The 14,687-nt window shown below is 74.3% G+C and carries 16 protein-coding genes; 5 read left to right on the top strand and 11 right to left on the bottom strand.

The genetic code is table 11. From position 1 onward, the window contains the following. Positions 1–94: 94 nt before the first annotated feature. Genes AB0910_RS15030 through AB0910_RS15020 form a run of 3 tightly spaced genes read right to left on the bottom strand, consistent with a single transcriptional unit; the run spans position 95 to position 2,672 of the window. The gene (locus AB0910_RS15030) at positions 95–769 is read right to left on the bottom strand and encodes an ABC transporter permease subunit (RefSeq protein ID WP_366745022.1); all 675 of its coding nucleotides are present in this window, start codon (positions 767–769) and stop codon (positions 95–97) included. After that, positions 766–1,530, bottom strand: coding sequence for an ABC transporter permease subunit (locus tag AB0910_RS15025; RefSeq protein ID WP_366745021.1), 765 nt, complete (start codon positions 1,528–1,530; stop codon positions 766–768). Before AB0910_RS15025 ends, AB0910_RS15030 begins: the two co-directional genes overlap by 4 nt. Then, entirely contained in the window at positions 1,527–2,672 is a 1,146-nt protein-coding gene (locus AB0910_RS15020) for an ABC transporter ATP-binding protein (protein ID WP_366745020.1), read from the bottom strand. The genes AB0910_RS15025 and AB0910_RS15020 overlap by 4 nt, the downstream gene beginning before the upstream one ends. Positions 2,673–2,934: 262 nt before the next feature. Between AB0910_RS15020 and AB0910_RS15015 the strand changes: the two genes are divergently transcribed. Continuing rightward, a complete protein-coding gene (locus AB0910_RS15015; RefSeq protein ID WP_366745019.1) occupies positions 2,935–4,005 on the top strand; it encodes an LLM class flavin-dependent oxidoreductase in 1,071 nt (356 codons plus the stop codon). Between the two features lie 94 nt (positions 4,006–4,099). Next, on the top strand, positions 4,100–4,780 hold the full coding sequence (locus tag AB0910_RS15010; protein WP_366745018.1) for an FMN reductase: 681 nt from the start codon (positions 4,100–4,102) through the stop codon (positions 4,778–4,780). On the opposite strand, the gene AB0910_RS15005 is transcribed toward AB0910_RS15010, so the two are convergent. Together AB0910_RS15005 and AB0910_RS15000 are read right to left on the bottom strand one after the other, a co-directional pair. After that, positions 4,746–5,930 (bottom strand): MerR family transcriptional regulator, encoded by a 1,185-nt coding sequence (locus AB0910_RS15005; protein WP_366745084.1) that lies wholly within the window; start codon positions 5,928–5,930, stop codon positions 4,746–4,748. The two genes, AB0910_RS15010 and AB0910_RS15005, sit on opposite strands and share 35 nt — an antisense overlap. Positions 5,931–6,127: 197 nt before the next feature. Continuing rightward, positions 6,128–6,562: a hypothetical protein gene (locus AB0910_RS15000; protein ID WP_366745017.1), complete on the bottom strand. Its 435-nt coding sequence runs from the start codon at positions 6,560–6,562 to the stop codon at positions 6,128–6,130. 177 nt (positions 6,563–6,739) lie between these two features. Here AB0910_RS15000 and AB0910_RS14995 point away from each other — a divergent pair, with 177 nt between their 5' ends. After that, entirely contained in the window at positions 6,740–7,219 is a 480-nt protein-coding gene (locus tag AB0910_RS14995; RefSeq protein ID WP_366745016.1) for a hypothetical protein, read from the top strand. Positions 7,220–7,506: 287 nt separating this feature from the next. Then, positions 7,507–7,764, top strand: a complete 258-nt coding sequence (locus tag AB0910_RS14990) for a DUF2630 family protein (RefSeq protein WP_366745015.1) — start codon at positions 7,507–7,509, stop codon at positions 7,762–7,764. Between the two features lie 42 nt (positions 7,765–7,806). Here the strand turns inward: AB0910_RS14990 and AB0910_RS14985 are convergent, their stop codons facing one another. Then, complete coding sequence (locus tag AB0910_RS14985; protein WP_366745014.1) at positions 7,807–8,250, bottom strand: RNA-binding S4 domain-containing protein; 444 nt, start codon at positions 8,248–8,250, stop codon at positions 7,807–7,809. A gap of 231 nt (positions 8,251–8,481) precedes the next feature. Between AB0910_RS14985 and AB0910_RS14980 the strand changes: the two genes are divergently transcribed. Next, positions 8,482–9,984 carry a VWA domain-containing protein gene (locus tag AB0910_RS14980; protein ID WP_366745013.1) on the top strand — a complete coding sequence of 501 codons (1,503 nt, stop codon included), beginning with the start codon at positions 8,482–8,484 and terminating at the stop codon, positions 9,982–9,984. Positions 9,985–10,045: 61 nt separating this feature from the next. Here the strand turns inward: AB0910_RS14980 and AB0910_RS14975 are convergent, their stop codons facing one another. From AB0910_RS14975 to AB0910_RS14955, 5 genes are all read right to left on the bottom strand, one after another. Next, positions 10,046–11,266: an ATP-binding protein gene (locus AB0910_RS14975; RefSeq protein WP_366745012.1), complete on the bottom strand. Its 1,221-nt coding sequence runs from the start codon at positions 11,264–11,266 to the stop codon at positions 10,046–10,048. Positions 11,267–11,370: 104 nt separating this feature from the next. After that, positions 11,371–12,024, bottom strand: coding sequence for a response regulator transcription factor (locus AB0910_RS14970; protein ID WP_366745011.1), 654 nt, complete (start codon positions 12,022–12,024; stop codon positions 11,371–11,373). A gap of 164 nt (positions 12,025–12,188) precedes the next feature. After that, positions 12,189–12,617, bottom strand: coding sequence for a hypothetical protein (locus AB0910_RS14965; RefSeq protein WP_366745010.1), 429 nt, complete (start codon positions 12,615–12,617; stop codon positions 12,189–12,191). A 68-nt stretch (positions 12,618–12,685) separates the two neighbouring features. Continuing rightward, complete coding sequence (locus tag AB0910_RS14960; protein WP_366745009.1) at positions 12,686–13,552, bottom strand: heavy metal-binding domain-containing protein; 867 nt, start codon at positions 13,550–13,552, stop codon at positions 12,686–12,688. Positions 13,553–13,609: 57 nt separating this feature from the next. Continuing rightward, positions 13,610–14,614, bottom strand: a complete 1,005-nt coding sequence (locus AB0910_RS14955; RefSeq protein WP_366745008.1) for a hypothetical protein — start codon at positions 14,612–14,614, stop codon at positions 13,610–13,612. Between the last annotated feature and the right edge of the window lie 73 nt (positions 14,615–14,687).

Here is a 14,687-nt window from a genome sequence, read left to right as displayed (position 1 = left end):
CAGGGGCGGGCCTGACCTGGCGGACAGTCCCCGACCGGGCAGACAGCGCAGAGGGCCGGGCCCCGCAAGGGACCCGGCCCTCTCTGGCGCGCGCTCAGGACTGCCGCACGCCCCGCACGCCCCGGGAGACGGCGAACCGCGACACCAGCCAGAACAGGCCGAGCGTGGCGAGCGCGAGCGCGGCGACGAGGGCGGCGCCGCCCACCACCTTCTCGTAGTTGCGCTGGTAGAGGCCGTCCACGATGTAGCGGCCGACCCCGCCGAAGCTCACGTACGCGGCGATGGTCGCCGTGGACACCACCTGGATCGCGGCCGAGCGCAGGCCGCTGAGGATCAGCGGGAGCGCCACCGGCAGCTCCACCTGGAACAGCACCTTCGCGCGGTGCATGCCCATGCCCTTGGCCGCGTCCACCGGCGCAGGGTCGACCGTGCGCACCGCCTCGTACGTGGTGACGAGGATCGGCGGGATCGCCAGCACCACCAGCGGGATCAGCACCGGCAGTTTGCTCAGCCCCATCAGCACGAACAGCAGCACCAGCAGGCCGAAGCTGGGCAGGGCGCGCGCCGCGGTCGCCAGCAGGGCGAGGGCGTTGCCGCCGCGCCCGAAGTGGCCGGTGACGAGGCCGACGGGCAGGCCGACGGCCGCGGCGACGGCGAGGGCGATGAGCGAGTACTCGACGTGCTCGACCAGGCGGGTCGGGATGCCGTCGTAGCCGTGCCAGTGCGCGCTGTCGGAGAAGAACGCGCTCATGAAGTGGAAGATCGTCACAGCGTGCTCCCCGCGGTGGTCCTTGCGTCGGCCGCGCCGCCGGCGACCGGTCCCGCGGCCGAGGCGTCCGCCGCCTCGTCGGCCACCGGTGTCGTCGGCCCGCCGCGGCGCGCCCTGCGGGCGCTCTTGGGCAGCCACGGCGTCAGCAGCATGCGGATGAGGACGAGCGCGGCGTCCGCGAGGATCGCGAGGACGGCGGTCGTGACGACGGAGCTGACCGCGAGGATCGGCCGGTGGTAGAACATCGCGTCGGCGAGGAGGTTGCCGAGGGCGCCCTGGTTGCCGATGAGCGCGCCGACGCTGACCAGGCTGATGCTGGAGACGGTGGCGACCCGCAGGCCCGCGAAGATGGCGGGCACGGCGATCGGCAGCTCGACCGTGAGGTAGCGGCGCACGGGGCCGATGCCCATCGCGACGGCCGCCGCGTTGGTCTCGGGGGACACGGACCGCACGCCGTCCACGATCGCGGGGACGAGCACCACGAGGCTGTAGAGGGCGAGCGGGACGACGACCGTCGTCTCGCTCTGGCCCGTGTAGTCGATGAGGACCACGAAGAACGCGAGCGAGGGGACCGCGTAGAGAATGGTCGTGGCCCACAGCACCGGCGGGTAGAGCCAGGTGAAGCGGACGCAGAGCTGCGCGACGGGCAGGGCGAGCACCAGGCCGATCGCGACCGGCAGCAGCGCCTCCTGGAGGTGGACGCCGATCAACCCCAGATAGCTGTGCTGGAGGTCGCTCGGCATGTCGAAGAAACCGTTCACCGCGCGGCTCCCACGTCGACGGGGGCCGTGCCGCGGCGGGCGTGCGCCTCGCGGACCGCGGCGGCGACCGTCTCCTGGGAGGCGACGCCGACGGCCCGGCCCTCGCCGTCCACGGCGACGGCCCAGCCGGTGGGCGAGAGGACCGCGCAGTCGAGCGCGACGCGCAGCGAGTCCGTGCCCGCGCGGAACGTCTGGCCGTGCGGGAGCAGGCCGGGGGTGTCGCCGCGGCCGCCTGAGGCGCGCAGGGCCCCGGCGTCCGCCCAGCCGAGCGGCCGGCCGTCGACGCCGACGACGAGCAGGTACGGCAGGTGCTCGGGGGCGCGCGCCGCGATCTGCTGGGGCGTCGCGTCGACGGCGACGACGGCGCCGCGCTCCAGGGGCAGGGCGTCCGTGCCGAAGAAGGACAGGCCCCTGATGCCGCGGTCCGCGCCGAGGAAGTCCTCGACGGCCGCGTCCGCGGGTGCCGAGAGCAGTTCGTCAGGCGGCGCGTACTGGGCGAGCTTCCCGCCCGTGCGCAGCACCGCGATCATGTCGCCGACGCGTATCGCCTCGTCGATGTCGTGGGTGACGAACACGATGGTCTTGCCCAGCTCCGCCTGGATGCGCAGCAGCTCCTCCTGGAGGCCGCGCCGCACGACCGGGTCGACGGCAGAGAAGGGCTCGTCCATCAGCAGCACGGGCGGGTCGGCGGCGAGCGCGCGGGCGACGCCGACGCGCTGCTGCTGGCCGCCGGAGAGCTGGTAGGGGTAGCGCTTGGCCATGGCCGGGTCGAGCCCGACGCGCTCCATCAACTCCATGGAGCGCGCGCGGGCCTTCGCCTTCGACCAGCCCAGCATGCGCGGCACGGTGCCGATGTTGTCGACGATGGTGCGGTGCTGGAAGAGGCCCGCGTTCTGGATCACGTACCCCATGGACCTGCGCAGGGCGTTGACCGGCTTCTGCCGGATGTCCTCGCCGTCGATGGCGATGCGCCCGCCGCTCAGTTCGATCATGCGGTTGATCATGCGGAGGGTCGTGGTCTTGCCGCAGCCGGACGGGCCGACGAGCACGGTGATGGATCGGTCGGGTATCTCCAGGGAGAGCCCGTCGACGGCGACGGTGCCGTCGGGATACCTCTTGCTGACAGCTTCGATGGATATCAAGGCACCGATTACCCTTCGGTCCGGAATTCCGGCGGTGTGATGGCGATCATCGGGCGGTCGCTGGGCGATCGCAGGGGGGCAAGTGTAGACACCGCGGTTTTTCGGCCGGAGGCCACGGCCGTACGGCTCCGCGTGCCCCGCGCGGTCGCGCGGGCGGCCGCAGGCGGAGTCGAGGGCTCGGGAGTCCCGGGAATAGCGGGCGGGGTGTCCCCGTTGGAGTGGCTAGTTCAATATTCAACCAACGGCAGGAAGGGTGAGGGCGATGGAGTTCGGGATCTTCACCGTCGGTGACGTCACCGCGGATCCGACCACCGGAAGGACCCCGAGTGAGCACGAGCGGATCAAGGCGATGGTCGCCATCGCGCGGAAGGCCGAGGAGGTCGGGCTCGACGTCTTCGCGACGGGCGAGCACCACAACCCGCCCTTCGTCCCCTCCTCCCCCACCACCCTGCTCGGGTACATCGCGGCGTCGACCGAGCGGCTCGTGCTGTCCACCTCGACCACGCTGATCACGACGAACGACCCGGTGAAGATCGCCGAGGACTTCGCGATGCTCCAGCACCTCGCGGGCGGCCGGGTCGACCTGATGATGGGCCGCGGCAATACGGGCCCCGTCTACCCGTGGTTCGGCAAGGACATCAGGCAGGGCATCCCGCTGGCCGTGGAGAACTATGCGCTCCTGCACAAGCTGTGGCGCGAGGACGTCGTGGACTGGTCGGGGAGGTTCCGCACGCCGCTGCAGGGCTTCACCTCCACGCCGCGCCCGCTGGACGGCGTGCCGCCCTTCGTCTGGCACGGCTCCATCCGCTCGCCCGAGATCGCCGAGCAGGCCGCGTACTACGGCGACGGCTTCTTCGCGAACAACATCTTCTGGCCGAAGGGCCACTTCCAGAAGCTGATCGACCTCTACCGGCGCCGCTACGCCCACTACGGGCACGGCGCGCCCGAGCAGGCCGTCGTCGGCCTCGGCGGCCAGGTTTTCATGCGGGCGAGGTCGCAGGACGCGGTGCGGGAGTTCCGCCCGTACTTCGACAACGCACCCGTCTACGGGCACGGCCCTTCGCTCGAGGAGTTCACCGAGCAGACCCCGCTCACCGTCGGCAGCCCGCAGGAGGTCATCGAGAAGACGCTGGGCTTCCGCGAGACCTTCGGCGACTACCAGCGGCAGCTGTTCCTGATGGACCACGCGGGCCTGCCGCTGAAGACCGTCCTCGAACAGCTCGACCTGCTCGGCGAGGAGGTCGTCCCCGTGCTGCGCAAGGAGTTCGCGGTGGGGCGCCCGGCCCACGTGCCGGACGCGCCGCCCGCGCACCCCGCGATCCCGCGGGTGTGAGGCCCCCGTGGGGACGGAACACAGCACACGGACCACGGGTCACCGAGGACCAGGGCCGGCGGCCGGGGCGCCTGCGGCCCGGGGAAGGACCATCATGGGCGAGCTGAAGCTCGTGGCCGTCACGGCGGGGCTCGGCAAGCCGTCGTCGACGCGGCTGCTCACCGACCGGCTGGTCGCGGGCGTGACCGGGCACCTCGGGGCCGCGGCCCCGGCCCGCGTGCGCGTGGTCGAACTGCGCGACCTCGCCGTCGACATCGCGAACAACCTGGTCTCCGGCTGGCCGTCGAAGGCGCTCGGCGAGGCGCTGGAAGCGGTGTCGGACGCGGACGCGCTGATCGCGGTGACCCCGGTGTTCGCCGGGTCGTACAGCGGGCTGTTCAAGTCCTTCTTCGACCTGCTCGACCCCGAGGCGCTCACTGGCACGCCGGTCCTGCTCGCCGCGACCGGCGGCACCGCGCGCCACTCCCTCGTCGTGGAGCACGCGCTGCGTCCCCTCTTCTCGTACCTGCACGCGCTGACGCTGCCCACCGCCGTGTTCGCCGCCACGGACGACTGGGGCGCGGCCGCCGACACCCACGCGGGCGGCCTCCCGGCCCGGATCGACCGCGCGGGCAGGGAGTTCGCGGCGCTGCTCACCCCGTCGGACCCCGGCGCCCCCGGGCCGACCGCCGGCCCGGGGGCCGAAACGGAACAGCACCACGAAACGGAACCCGGCGCCGAAGCGGAATCCGACCTGGAGGTCATCCCCTTCGAGCGGCTGCTCTCGGGGAGCTGACCGGGGCGGGCCCCGGCACCGCGACCACGTCGGCCACCACGCACCCCGCGTTGTCCGGCGCGCCCGCCGCGTCCACGAGGGCCATCAGGGCGGCCACCGCCGACTCGGGGGAGGGCGCGGACGAGGGCGCGAGGGCCGCCCGTACCGCCTCCTGCGGTACGACCGCCGAAAGGCCGTCCGTGCACAGCAGATAGCGGTCCCCCGGCCGCGCGTCGCGCAGCCCCACGTCGGCGGTGGTGGTGGCGGTGCATGTGCCGGCGCCGGGACCGGCGTCGGATCCCTCGGTGGCCCTGCCGATGAGGGCGCGGACCAGCATCGCGCGCTGGGGGTGCGACGCGGCCTCCGACGGGTCGAGCTCGCCCGCGTCGACCATCGCCTGCACCACCGTGTGGTCGTGCGTGATCAGGAACAACTCGCCGTCGCGCAGCAGGTAGGCGCGGGTGTCCCCGATGTGCACCAGGGCCAGCTGCGAGCCTGTCCAGGCGAGCGCGGTCAGCGTCGTACCCGACTCCTCGAACGGCTCGACCGCCAGGCCCGCGGCCTCCGCGGAACCCGCCAGTGCGTTCAGCAGGTCAGCGCTGCCGAGCACCTCGGGCAGCCGGGCCCGCAGCGCCCCGATCGCCGCCTCGCCCGCCGGGGCGCCGAGCCGTCCGTAGCCGTCGGCGACCGCGAACAGCCGGTCGCCCGCGTACACCGCGTCCTGGTTGGTCTCCCTGACCCGGCCGCGCGCCGTGTGCGACGCGTACCGCACCGCGAGCCGCGGATTCCCGGTGTCCTTCGTGTCCATCGCCGTCACGTCCCTGTCTGGCGCGCCCCTGGGGCCCGCCGTCAGATGTCCGACGAGGAAGGCGGCGAGGTCGCGCCTGGCCGCGGTCTCGGCCTCGACGGCAGCCCAGTAGGACTCGACCTCCCGGCCCGCCGCCACCGGATCGGTGGCGAACAGCTCGCACACCCGGCGGATACGGGAGAGTGGCATGCCGATGCGGCGCAGCCACACGACGAGGCGCGCGTGGTCCGCCTGCGCGGGCTCGTAGTAGCGGTAGCCGCTCAGGGCGTCCACCCGCGCCGGTCTGAGCAGGCCGAGCTCGTCGTAGTGCCGTAGCGCCTTCGCCGACAGGCCGCTCGCCCGCGCGAACGCGCCGATCGTCAGCCGTGCCGTACGCCGACTGCCCTGGCCCTCGCGGCCGTTCTGGCCGTCCTGCCTGCCCTGGCCGTCCTGCCCGTGCTCGCCCCGGGTCCGCTCCACAGCGGCCGCCCCCGTTTCTTCCTCGTGCCGCGCGGTCCTTTCCGCCCGGCACGACCGATGCTGGGGCTTCCCCCAGCGGCAAGGTCAACGGGCGCGCGGGCTCAGGCCGATGTGGTGTCGGACGGCTGCTCGTGGGTGTACCACCAGTAGGAGAGGACCACGGTGACCGCAGCCCCGATCACCAGGCCGAAGCCCACGGACCGGTAGATGCTGAAGTCGCCGAGCCCGCGCAGGAATCCGACGGCGGAGCCCAGGAAGACGCCCCAGAGCGGCGCGCGCTGCTCGCGGCTCAGCCTGTGCTGGGTGAAGAGGATGACGTACATGACGGCGGCGAAGCCGACCCCGGAGGCGACGGCGAGCCACAGCTGCGTGTAGTCGGCGGGGCCGCCGGCGCGGGCCATGAAGGCCGCGTACGCGCCGTAGCCGATTCCCATGAGCATCGGGATGCCCATGGCGAGCGGCGAGTGGCCGCCGTGGAACATGCCGTCGCGTCCCGCTGCGGCCCTGCGTGGAGTCGGTGCTGCGTGAGCGGCCATGTCGGGCAACTCCCTACGTCGTCACGTCGTCGGGCCGGGGCGGCTCGGCGCCCCGGCGGCCCCCTTCCAGGGCACACCCGGCGCAGGGCACCGGCAACCCGGCCGCGACGCCCGCGGCGAGACCGGGTGGAATATAGATGAATATCCCTTTTGTTCATCCGGGCGCACCATGGACTCATGAGCCAGAACACCGCACACACACCTCCTGGCGCCGGCGCCACCGCGGGCCGGGGGCCCGGCGCGGGGCACGGCAGGCACGACGACCACGACCGCGCTGCCGTCTGGGCAGCCGGCGGCGCCCTCTTCGCGGGCACGCTGCTCCTCGTCTCCGGGATCATGGACATCCTCCAGGGGATCGTCGCGATCGCGAAGGACAGCGTGTACGCGCAGGTGAACAACTACGTGTACGCGTTCAACATCACCAGCTGGGGCTGGATCCACCTGGCGCTCGGCGTCCTGACGGCGCTCGTGGGACTCGGCGTCCTCAGGGGCGCGACCTGGGCCAGGCTGACCGGCATCGCGCTGGCCGCGCTGAACGTCTTCGCGCAGTTCATGTTCCTGCCGTACGCGCCGGTCTGGGCGATCCTGGCGCTCGGCGTCTCGGTCTTCGTGATCTGGTCGCTGGCCTGGGACCGCGGGGGACACCGGGCCGGCTGAGCCCCGCGGCCCACCGGGCCGCGAGGGGTAGGGAGGGGGGCGGCGCGGACCCACGCCGCGCCGACCGCACCCCCGCCCGCGTGCCGGGGACCTTGTCCGTCCGCCTGGGAGGCCGGCGTTCCTGGTCAGCGGCGAGTTCGCGGTGCCCGGTTCCCCGATCTGCCGCACACCGACCACCGCGCCCTGCTCGTACGACTCGACCTGCACGGGTGAAGGGACCAGGATCGGTACGTACGCGACCGGCGGGCCGCACCCGCGGCCCGGAACGCCAGAGAGGCAGGCGTGCGATGAGCGCACCCAGCGACGACAAGGGCATCCTCCACACCATCAACGGCCTCGTGGACGAGGAGCACGCCCTGCGCGAGCGCTCCTCGGCCGCCCAGGGGCCGGCGGCCGAGGAACGCGAGCGGCTGCGCGCGGTCGAGATCGAACTCGACCAGTGCTGGGACCTGCTGCGGCAGCGCCGCGCCAAGTCCGAATACGGCGAGGACCCCGCATCCGCAAAGGTCCGCCCGCCCGCCGAGGTGGAGAACTACCAGGGCTGACCCCGGGCCCGCGCCCCGGCCGTCGAGGGCCCGTCGACCGGGTCAGGTGCCGCCCTGGAGGCGGTCGAGTTCGCGGCGGTCGCGCTTGGTGGGGCGGCCGGCGCCGCGGGGACGTACGGAGACCGGGGCGGCGAACTCGCGGGGAGGGGGCGGCGGGCTGTTGTCGACGTAGCACGTCGTGGCCACGGGGGCGCCCACGCGCTTCTTGATCAACTTCGTGACGACCACGCGGCGTTCGCGCCCCGAGTGCCAGACCCGTACCTCGTCGCCCTCCTTCACCGGCTGCGACGGTTTGACGCGTTCGCCGTTCACGCGGACGTGCCCGCCCTTGCAGGCGGACGCCGCCTGGGAGCGCGTCTTGGTCAGGCGTACGGACCAGACCCAGCTGTCCACCCGTACGGACGGGCCGCCGCCCGGCACCTGCGGCGGGGCGGCGGGGGCGGTCTCCGGCCGCGGGTCCTGGTCGGTCGGTTCTTCGGCGGGCATGCGACCGAGCGTAGCGCCGGAGCGGAGCGTGTGGGCGGTGTGTGCGCGGTGGGCGCAAGGGGGCGGCGCGGAGGGGCGGTTCGGTATGCGGCACAGGGCGAGGCTGGGGCCCGGCGGGAGTGGCGGCTAACCTTACGTATCCGCCCTGGCCAGAAATGTGGGGCACCCTGGGCCGCTCCGCGGGCCCTTGGTCGCTCCCCGGCACCCCCAACTCAGCTGAAAGGGCTCCCCATGGGCATTCGGAGCTTGTTGCGCAAGGTGTTCGGACGCGACGGAGCCGACACGCGCGGCCCTGCGGAGCGCAAGGGCGACGAGTCCGCCGCGGCGACGATTCCGTCGCAGGCGGACCGCGCCTCTTCGGCCGCGCGGCCGGCCCCCGAGGAGTCCGCGGCGCAGGCCGCTGCCGCGCCGACCGTTCCCGGGCCGTCCCGCCCCGCCCCCGAGGAGGCGGCCGCCGACCTGGTGGCCGCGGCCTTCGACAACCCGCGTCCCGCGGGGTCCGCTGCGCGGGCCGCGGGGAGTGAGGAGGCCGCGGACCACGGGCCCGCGCCCGTCGAGCCCGCCGCGGAGGCCGCGCCCGCCGCGCCCGCCGAGGACGCGCCCTCCGGGGAGGTCGAGCCGGAGGCGGCCGCCGGGAGCGCGTCTGCGGCTGGGGACGCCGCTGGGGCCGAGTCCGAGCCTGTCGCCGGGGCCGAGCCCGCTGTGGAACCCGAAGCCGGTGGAGAGGCGGCCCTCGCCGCCGAGGAGCCGGCTGCGGAGGACGCACGGCCCGCGGCCGGGAGCGTGACCGCTGCCGAGGCCGAACCGGCCGCGGAGGCCGCGGCCCCCGCCCACGTCGAGCCGGAGGCCGAGGGGGAGTCCGGGCCCGAGCAGGCCGCCGGGAGCGTGGCTGCGTCGGCCGCAGAGGCCGAGGCCGCTGCCGGGGCTGAGCCCGTGGCAGAGGCTGCGCCGGAGCCGGAGCCGGAGCCGGAGCCGGAGCCGGAGCCGGAGCCGGAGCCGGAGCCGGAGCCGGAGCCCGCGGCTGCGGCTGCGGCTGCGGGTGAGGCGTCCGCCGCGGAGCCGGTGCCCGCGGCTGAGGGCGCGGGGGCTGTGCCCGGGGGGTTGGCGGGGGCTTATGGGGCTGCTGGGGCGGCGCTGGACGGGCGGGCGCCGGAGCGGGCCGTGTATCTCGTGCTCGACAGGTCCGGGTCGATGCGGTCGTTCTACAAGGAAGGCAGCGCGCAGCGGCTCGGGGAGCGGGTCCTCGCGCTGGCCGCGCACCTCGGCGGCGAGGACGCCGTCGTGCACACCGTGTTCTTCTCGACCGACATCGACGGCTCCGCCGACCTCTCGCTCGACGCGTACGAGGACGTCATCGACAAGACGCACGCCGGGCTCGGGCGGCTCGGCAGGACCAGCTACCACCGCGCGGTCGAGGAGGTCGTGGAGCACTACGAGAAGTCGCAGGCGGCGTCCGAGGGGCGTCCCGCGCTCGTCGTGTTCCAGACGGACGGCGCACCCGACGCACGGCTCGTCGCGCGCCAGGCGCTGAGCGATGTCGCGGGCAAGTCGCTGGCCTGGGCGTTCGTCGCCTTCGGCCCGTACGAGTCGAAGGCGTTCGACTTCCTGCGCAAGAGCGAGCAGGAGATGGCGCACGTCGGGTTCTTCCACGCGGGCCCCGCGCCGCACACGCTGCCCGACGCCGAGCTGTACGCGGGCATCGTCGCGGCCTGGGACGCGGCGGGCGGCCGCTGAGCGACGGCCCCGAGGCGGGGCGGGGCCGCTCGGGAGCGGAGTCCGGCGGCCCCCGCCCCGCTCACCGTCCGGGCAGCGCAGGCGCGGCCGCCTTCGTGGGCAGGGCGACGGTCACCACGAGGCCGCCGACGCCGCGTCGGCCGGCCACGGCCGAGACGCCCCCGCCGTGTGCCTGGGCGATGGACCGGACGATGGAGAGGCCCAGGCCCGCCCCGGCCCCCGCGCCGAGGCGGTCGCGGCCCTCGCCCCTGCGGAACGGCTCGAACAGGGCGGGGATGTCCGCGGGTGGCACATCGGGCCCGGTGTTGGCGATCCGCAGGGTGCCGTTCTCCACGGCGACCTCGACCGTGCCGCCGGGCACGTTGTACTTCGTGGCGTTGGCCAGCAGGTTCGCCACCAGCCTGGACAGCAGCAGCCGGTTCCCGCGCACCGGGCGGCCCCGCACGCCCTCGGCCGCGTCCTCGCACCGCGGGGCCGCAGGCGGTGCGAGGCCGTGCCGCGCCGCCTCCTCGGCGACCAACTCCCGCAGGTCGACGTCGTCGAGCTCCTCGTCGGCGAGGCCGCGCTCGCTGCGGGCGAGGACGAGCAGCCCCTCGATGAGCTGCTCGCTCCTGCGGTTGTTGTCGAGCAGCATCGCCCGCGTACGGGCCAGCTCGTCGGGGCCCGAAGCCTCGTCGAGGCCCACCTGGATCGCCGCGCGCTGGGTGGCGAGCGGCGTGCGCAGCTCGTGCGAGGCGTTGGCGATGAACCGCCGTTGGCTGTCGAAGGCGCGCTCCAGCCGGGCGAGCAGCGCGTCGAGGGTGTCGCCGAGCTCCTTCAGCTCGTCGTCGGGGCCGCGGGCCGCGATCCGCTCGTACAGGTTGCGCTCCGAGAGGCCCCGCGCCTTCTCGGTCATCGCGCGTACCGGGCGCAGCACCCGGCCGGCGGTCCACCAGCCGACGACGACGGCGAGCAGCGCCATCGCGAGCAGGGCGACCAGCGACCAGAACAGCAGCTCGTTGCGGGCCGCGTCGCTGACGTGGTCGGTGAGCTGGAACAGCGTGACCCGCGCCGGGCGCCCCGCCGTGCGCGCCGCGAACAGCGGCTCCCGCGCCCCCTGCCCGGGAACGGCGCTCCACACCGGGACGACGTCGGCGCGCGCCGCGATCTCGGCGGCCTCCTCGTGGGTGCTCGCGCTGGAGAACAGGTTGACGATCCCGAGCAGGCAGGCGCCGAGCACGACGAAGACCCCGCCGTAGACGAGGGCGATCCGCGTCCTGATCGTCGAGCCGGGGCCGAGCACCGTGGCCCGCCCGCGCCCGCGCCCGCGCCCCTGCCGCGCCCCCGGGCCCGCAGGACCCCTCAGGCCTCCAGCATCCCCCGGGGCCTCCCCGGCCGCCGTCGCGCTCACAGCGTGTACCCCACTCCCTGCACCGTCTTGATCAGCGGCGGTTCGCCGAGCTTGCCGCGCAGCTTGCTCAGGCACACCCGCACGGCCCCGGTGAACGGGTCGGCGTGCGCGTCCCAGGCGCGTTCCAGCAGCTCCTCGGCCGAGACGGGCGCGCCGTCCGCCTCCAGCAGTATCTGGAGCACGGAGAACTCCTTGGGCGACAGGTCGAGCAGCCGCCCGTCGCGGTACGCCTCGCGCCGCACCGAGTCGAGCCGTAGCCCCGCGCGCTCCAGCTGGGGCGGCACGGGTCTCGCGCTGCGGCGGCGCAGCGCCCGCACCCGCGAGACCAGTTCGGGGAACTCGAAGGGCTTGCCCAGGTAGTCGTCGGCCCCCAGGTCGAGCCCCGCGACCCTCTCCTCCATCGACGCGGAAGCGGTCAGCATCAGGATGCGGGTGCGCGACGCGTCGGCGACGAGCTTGCGCGCCACGTCGTCGCCGTGCACGCGCGGCAGGTCGCGGTCGAGGACGACGACGTCGTAGTCGTGCAGGCCGAGGTAGGCGAGCGCGGCGTCGCCGCTGTAGACCGTGTCGACGGCGAAGCCCGCGCGGCGCAGCCCCGTCGCGATCAGCTCGGCCAGGATCTCCTCGTCCTCGGCGACCAGCACCCGCATGCCCGACGTCCCTGCCTCTCGCCCCGTTCCTGCCTGTCCCCGTGCCGCGCCCTCGGGGAGTCGGAGCGGTTTCGCTGGTTTCACCCTGAGTTGTGACGGTCCTGGCAGGCAGTCCTACCGCACCGGGTGTTTCGCAAAGCTCTCCGCGCCGGCGCGGCCGCCGGCTACTCGCCGTCGACCAGCAGCCGTTCGAGCGCGGCGCGCGCCCGCGCGTCCGAGCGCCCGCGGGCCGCGATCGCCTCGGCGAGCCGCCGCGCCCACTCGTCCATCTCCACGGGCGTACGGGACAGCACCACGCCCCGTACGACCTTCATGACCTCGGCGACGAGGCGGCCGCGCGTCATCGTCAGCACGAGCCGCTCGTCGCCCAGAAAGACCTCGGCGCGCTCGACGCGGCCGTCGCGCCCGGCCATCCGGTCCGCCATCGACCGCCTGCGCTCCAGCGCGACGGAGCCCGGCGGCAGCGCCTCGGCGAGGGAGCCGCCGAGCACCTGCGCGTACACGTCGAGGTCGGCGGCGTCCCTGCGCAGCGCCGCGGCGAGCAGCTCGACGGAGGTACCTGGCCCCGTGCCGCCCGTGGCGTCGTCGTTCATCCGCGTCGTCCCTTCCCCTTCTCCGCCCTCGCCCGGCCTTCGGCCGTCGAGGCTGAGCACCGCGGCCGTCAGCCGTCGAGGCTGAGCACCATCGTCGGCCGGGCGATCTCATGGTCGTCGCGCAGCGGCCGCACCGCCGTGCCGATGGAGAAGAACTCCGTGGTGTGGCCGCCCCAGCGGTGGTTGTGCGCGTTCAGCTGGACGCCGACGACGCCTTCCGCGTGCAGCTCCTCGGCCTCCGCCTGCATCCGGGCCATCGCCAGCTCGCGGGCGTCGTACAGGGCCTGGGTGAAGCGCTCGATCTCCACGTTCTTGCCGAAGTTCGACAGCGCGGCGCCCATCCGCTGGTGCGCCACGTGGTACACGCAGGTCCCCATGACCATGCCGAGCGGCGCGTACCCCGCCCTGATCAGCGTCCAGAAGTCCTGGCCCGACAGGTCGGAGGTGAACGGCTGGCCCTTGTTGTTGCGCCAGGACGTGCCGCCGGGCGCGGGCTCGTCCGCCTTCACCGCCGTGCCGATGGCGATGAACTCGGCGATGTCGTTGCCGAAGTCGCGCGCCTCCACGCTGAGGCGCACGCCGACGATGCCGTCGGCGCCGAGCTGCGCCGCCTCCGCCTCCATGCGGGTCATGGCCAGCTCGCGCGCGTGGTACATCGCCTGGCTGAGCGTCTCCAGTTCCTGGTTCTTGCTCCAGCGGCCGATCTGGATGCCGACGTGGTAGATCGAACTGCCGAGCACCAGGCCGATGGGCCGGAAGCCGGCCTCCCTGACCAGCAGGAACTCGTTGACCGACAGGTCGCTCGTGAAGATCGACCCGGCCTTGCCCGGGGTCAGCTCCGCGAGCCGGCGCATGGCGTCGGCGGGAACACCCTCCTGCGCGGCCGAGGGCCCGGCGCCCTGCTCCCCTGCCGCCCCGGATTCCGTACCGCTCACTTCGTCACCCCTGTCGTGTGCGCCTGCCTGGTCCACTCTGTCACCGCTCATCCCCGCTCATCCCTGCTCCCCCAGGTCGCGCAGCTCCCGCACGATCCGCGTCCGCTCCAGCGAGTCCCCGTACGGCGACGACTCGACGGCGGCGAGCCGCGCCCGCAGCCGGTCCCCGCGGCGGCCGAGCGGCAGCACGGCCAGGGTGCGCGGCTCGGCGGGCGCGCGGTGGAACGCCGCGACGGACGTGCCGATCATGGTGGAGTCCGCCACGTGGTCCCGCCGGTCGGGCAGCCGCCAGCAGGAGAACTCCCGCACCACGAGCGAGCCCTGCGCGAGGATCACGCCCTCGGCGCCCCTGGCGCGCGCCTGCCGTTCGAGGCCGCGGCGTGAGGCGGCCCGCGCCTCGGTGACGACCTCGGACCACCCGTCCACCTCGGCGTTGTTCCAGCTCGACGCCTGCACGGTGGTGAGGAAGTTGTCGTGCGTGACGCCCCTGGCCATGCCGACGAGCAGCTCCACGGGGACCCAGCCGTTCGAGACGAGCTTCGCGAAGCCCTGGCCGTCGAGGTGGCAGGTGAAGGGCCGCGGCGGGCGGACCGCGCCGCGCGCCCGCACGGCGGTGCCGATGACCTTGAACTCCAGATAGGAGGGGTCCGTGGGGAACGGCGCGACGGTCAGCTCGGCGGAGACCACGCCGTCGCCGCCGAGGGCCGCGCACTCCGCGGAGAGCCGGCCGAGGGCGGCCCTGCGCGCGCCGTCGTAGCCTTCGAGGCGGTGCAGGACCGTGCGGCTCGGGGCCGAGCGGTTCAGCAGGTCGGTGCCGGAGTAGCCGCAGTCGTAGACGTTCCAGATCTGGTAGACGGCCGAGCCCATGACCTGCCCGACCGGCTCGAAGCCGACCGAGCGCACCGCGGCGAACGCGCCGGTCGAGAGCGCCGACGTCCAGGTGCCGCTCTGCCGCGCGTCCGCGAGCCGCTCGCGGGCGGCCGGCGGCAGCCCCGCGCCGCTCCACGCGCCCGCGCCCTCCGCGCCGCCGACGGCGCCCGCACCGCCCGTGCCACCTGCCACAGGACCGCACCTCCTGCCTTCTGCCGCCTGCCGTGCGGCCCCTGCGCCGCCCGCCGCGCACGCCCTGCCCACG

It is taken from the genome of Streptomyces sp. NPDC047002, from assembly GCF_040704505.1.
GTDB lineage: Bacteria > Actinomycetota > Actinomycetes > Streptomycetales > Streptomycetaceae > Streptomyces.
This window is presented reverse-complemented; position numbering and strand designations above follow the sequence as displayed.

Coding starts and splice junctions, on each gene's coding strand:
- AB0910_RS15015 (WP_366745019.1), top strand. CDS start 2,935: ATGGAGTTCGGGATCTTCACCGTCGGTGACGTCACCGCGGATCCGACC.
- AB0910_RS15010 (WP_366745018.1), top strand. CDS start 4,100: ATGGGCGAGCTGAAGCTCGTGGCCGTCACGGCGGGGCTCGGCAAGCCG.
- AB0910_RS15000 (WP_366745017.1), bottom strand. CDS start 6,562: ATGGCCGCTCACGCAGCACCGACTCCACGCAGGGCCGCAGCGGGACGC.
- AB0910_RS14995 (WP_366745016.1), top strand. CDS start 6,740: ATGAGCCAGAACACCGCACACACACCTCCTGGCGCCGGCGCCACCGCG.
- AB0910_RS14990 (WP_366745015.1), top strand. CDS start 7,507: ATGAGCGCACCCAGCGACGACAAGGGCATCCTCCACACCATCAACGGC.
- AB0910_RS14985 (WP_366745014.1), bottom strand. CDS start 8,250: ATGCCCGCCGAAGAACCGACCGACCAGGACCCGCGGCCGGAGACCGCC.
- AB0910_RS14980 (WP_366745013.1), top strand. CDS start 8,482: ATGGGCATTCGGAGCTTGTTGCGCAAGGTGTTCGGACGCGACGGAGCC.
- AB0910_RS14970 (WP_366745011.1), bottom strand. CDS start 12,024: ATGCGGGTGCTGGTCGCCGAGGACGAGGAGATCCTGGCCGAGCTGATC.
- AB0910_RS14965 (WP_366745010.1), bottom strand. CDS start 12,617: ATGAACGACGACGCCACGGGCGGCACGGGGCCAGGTACCTCCGTCGAG.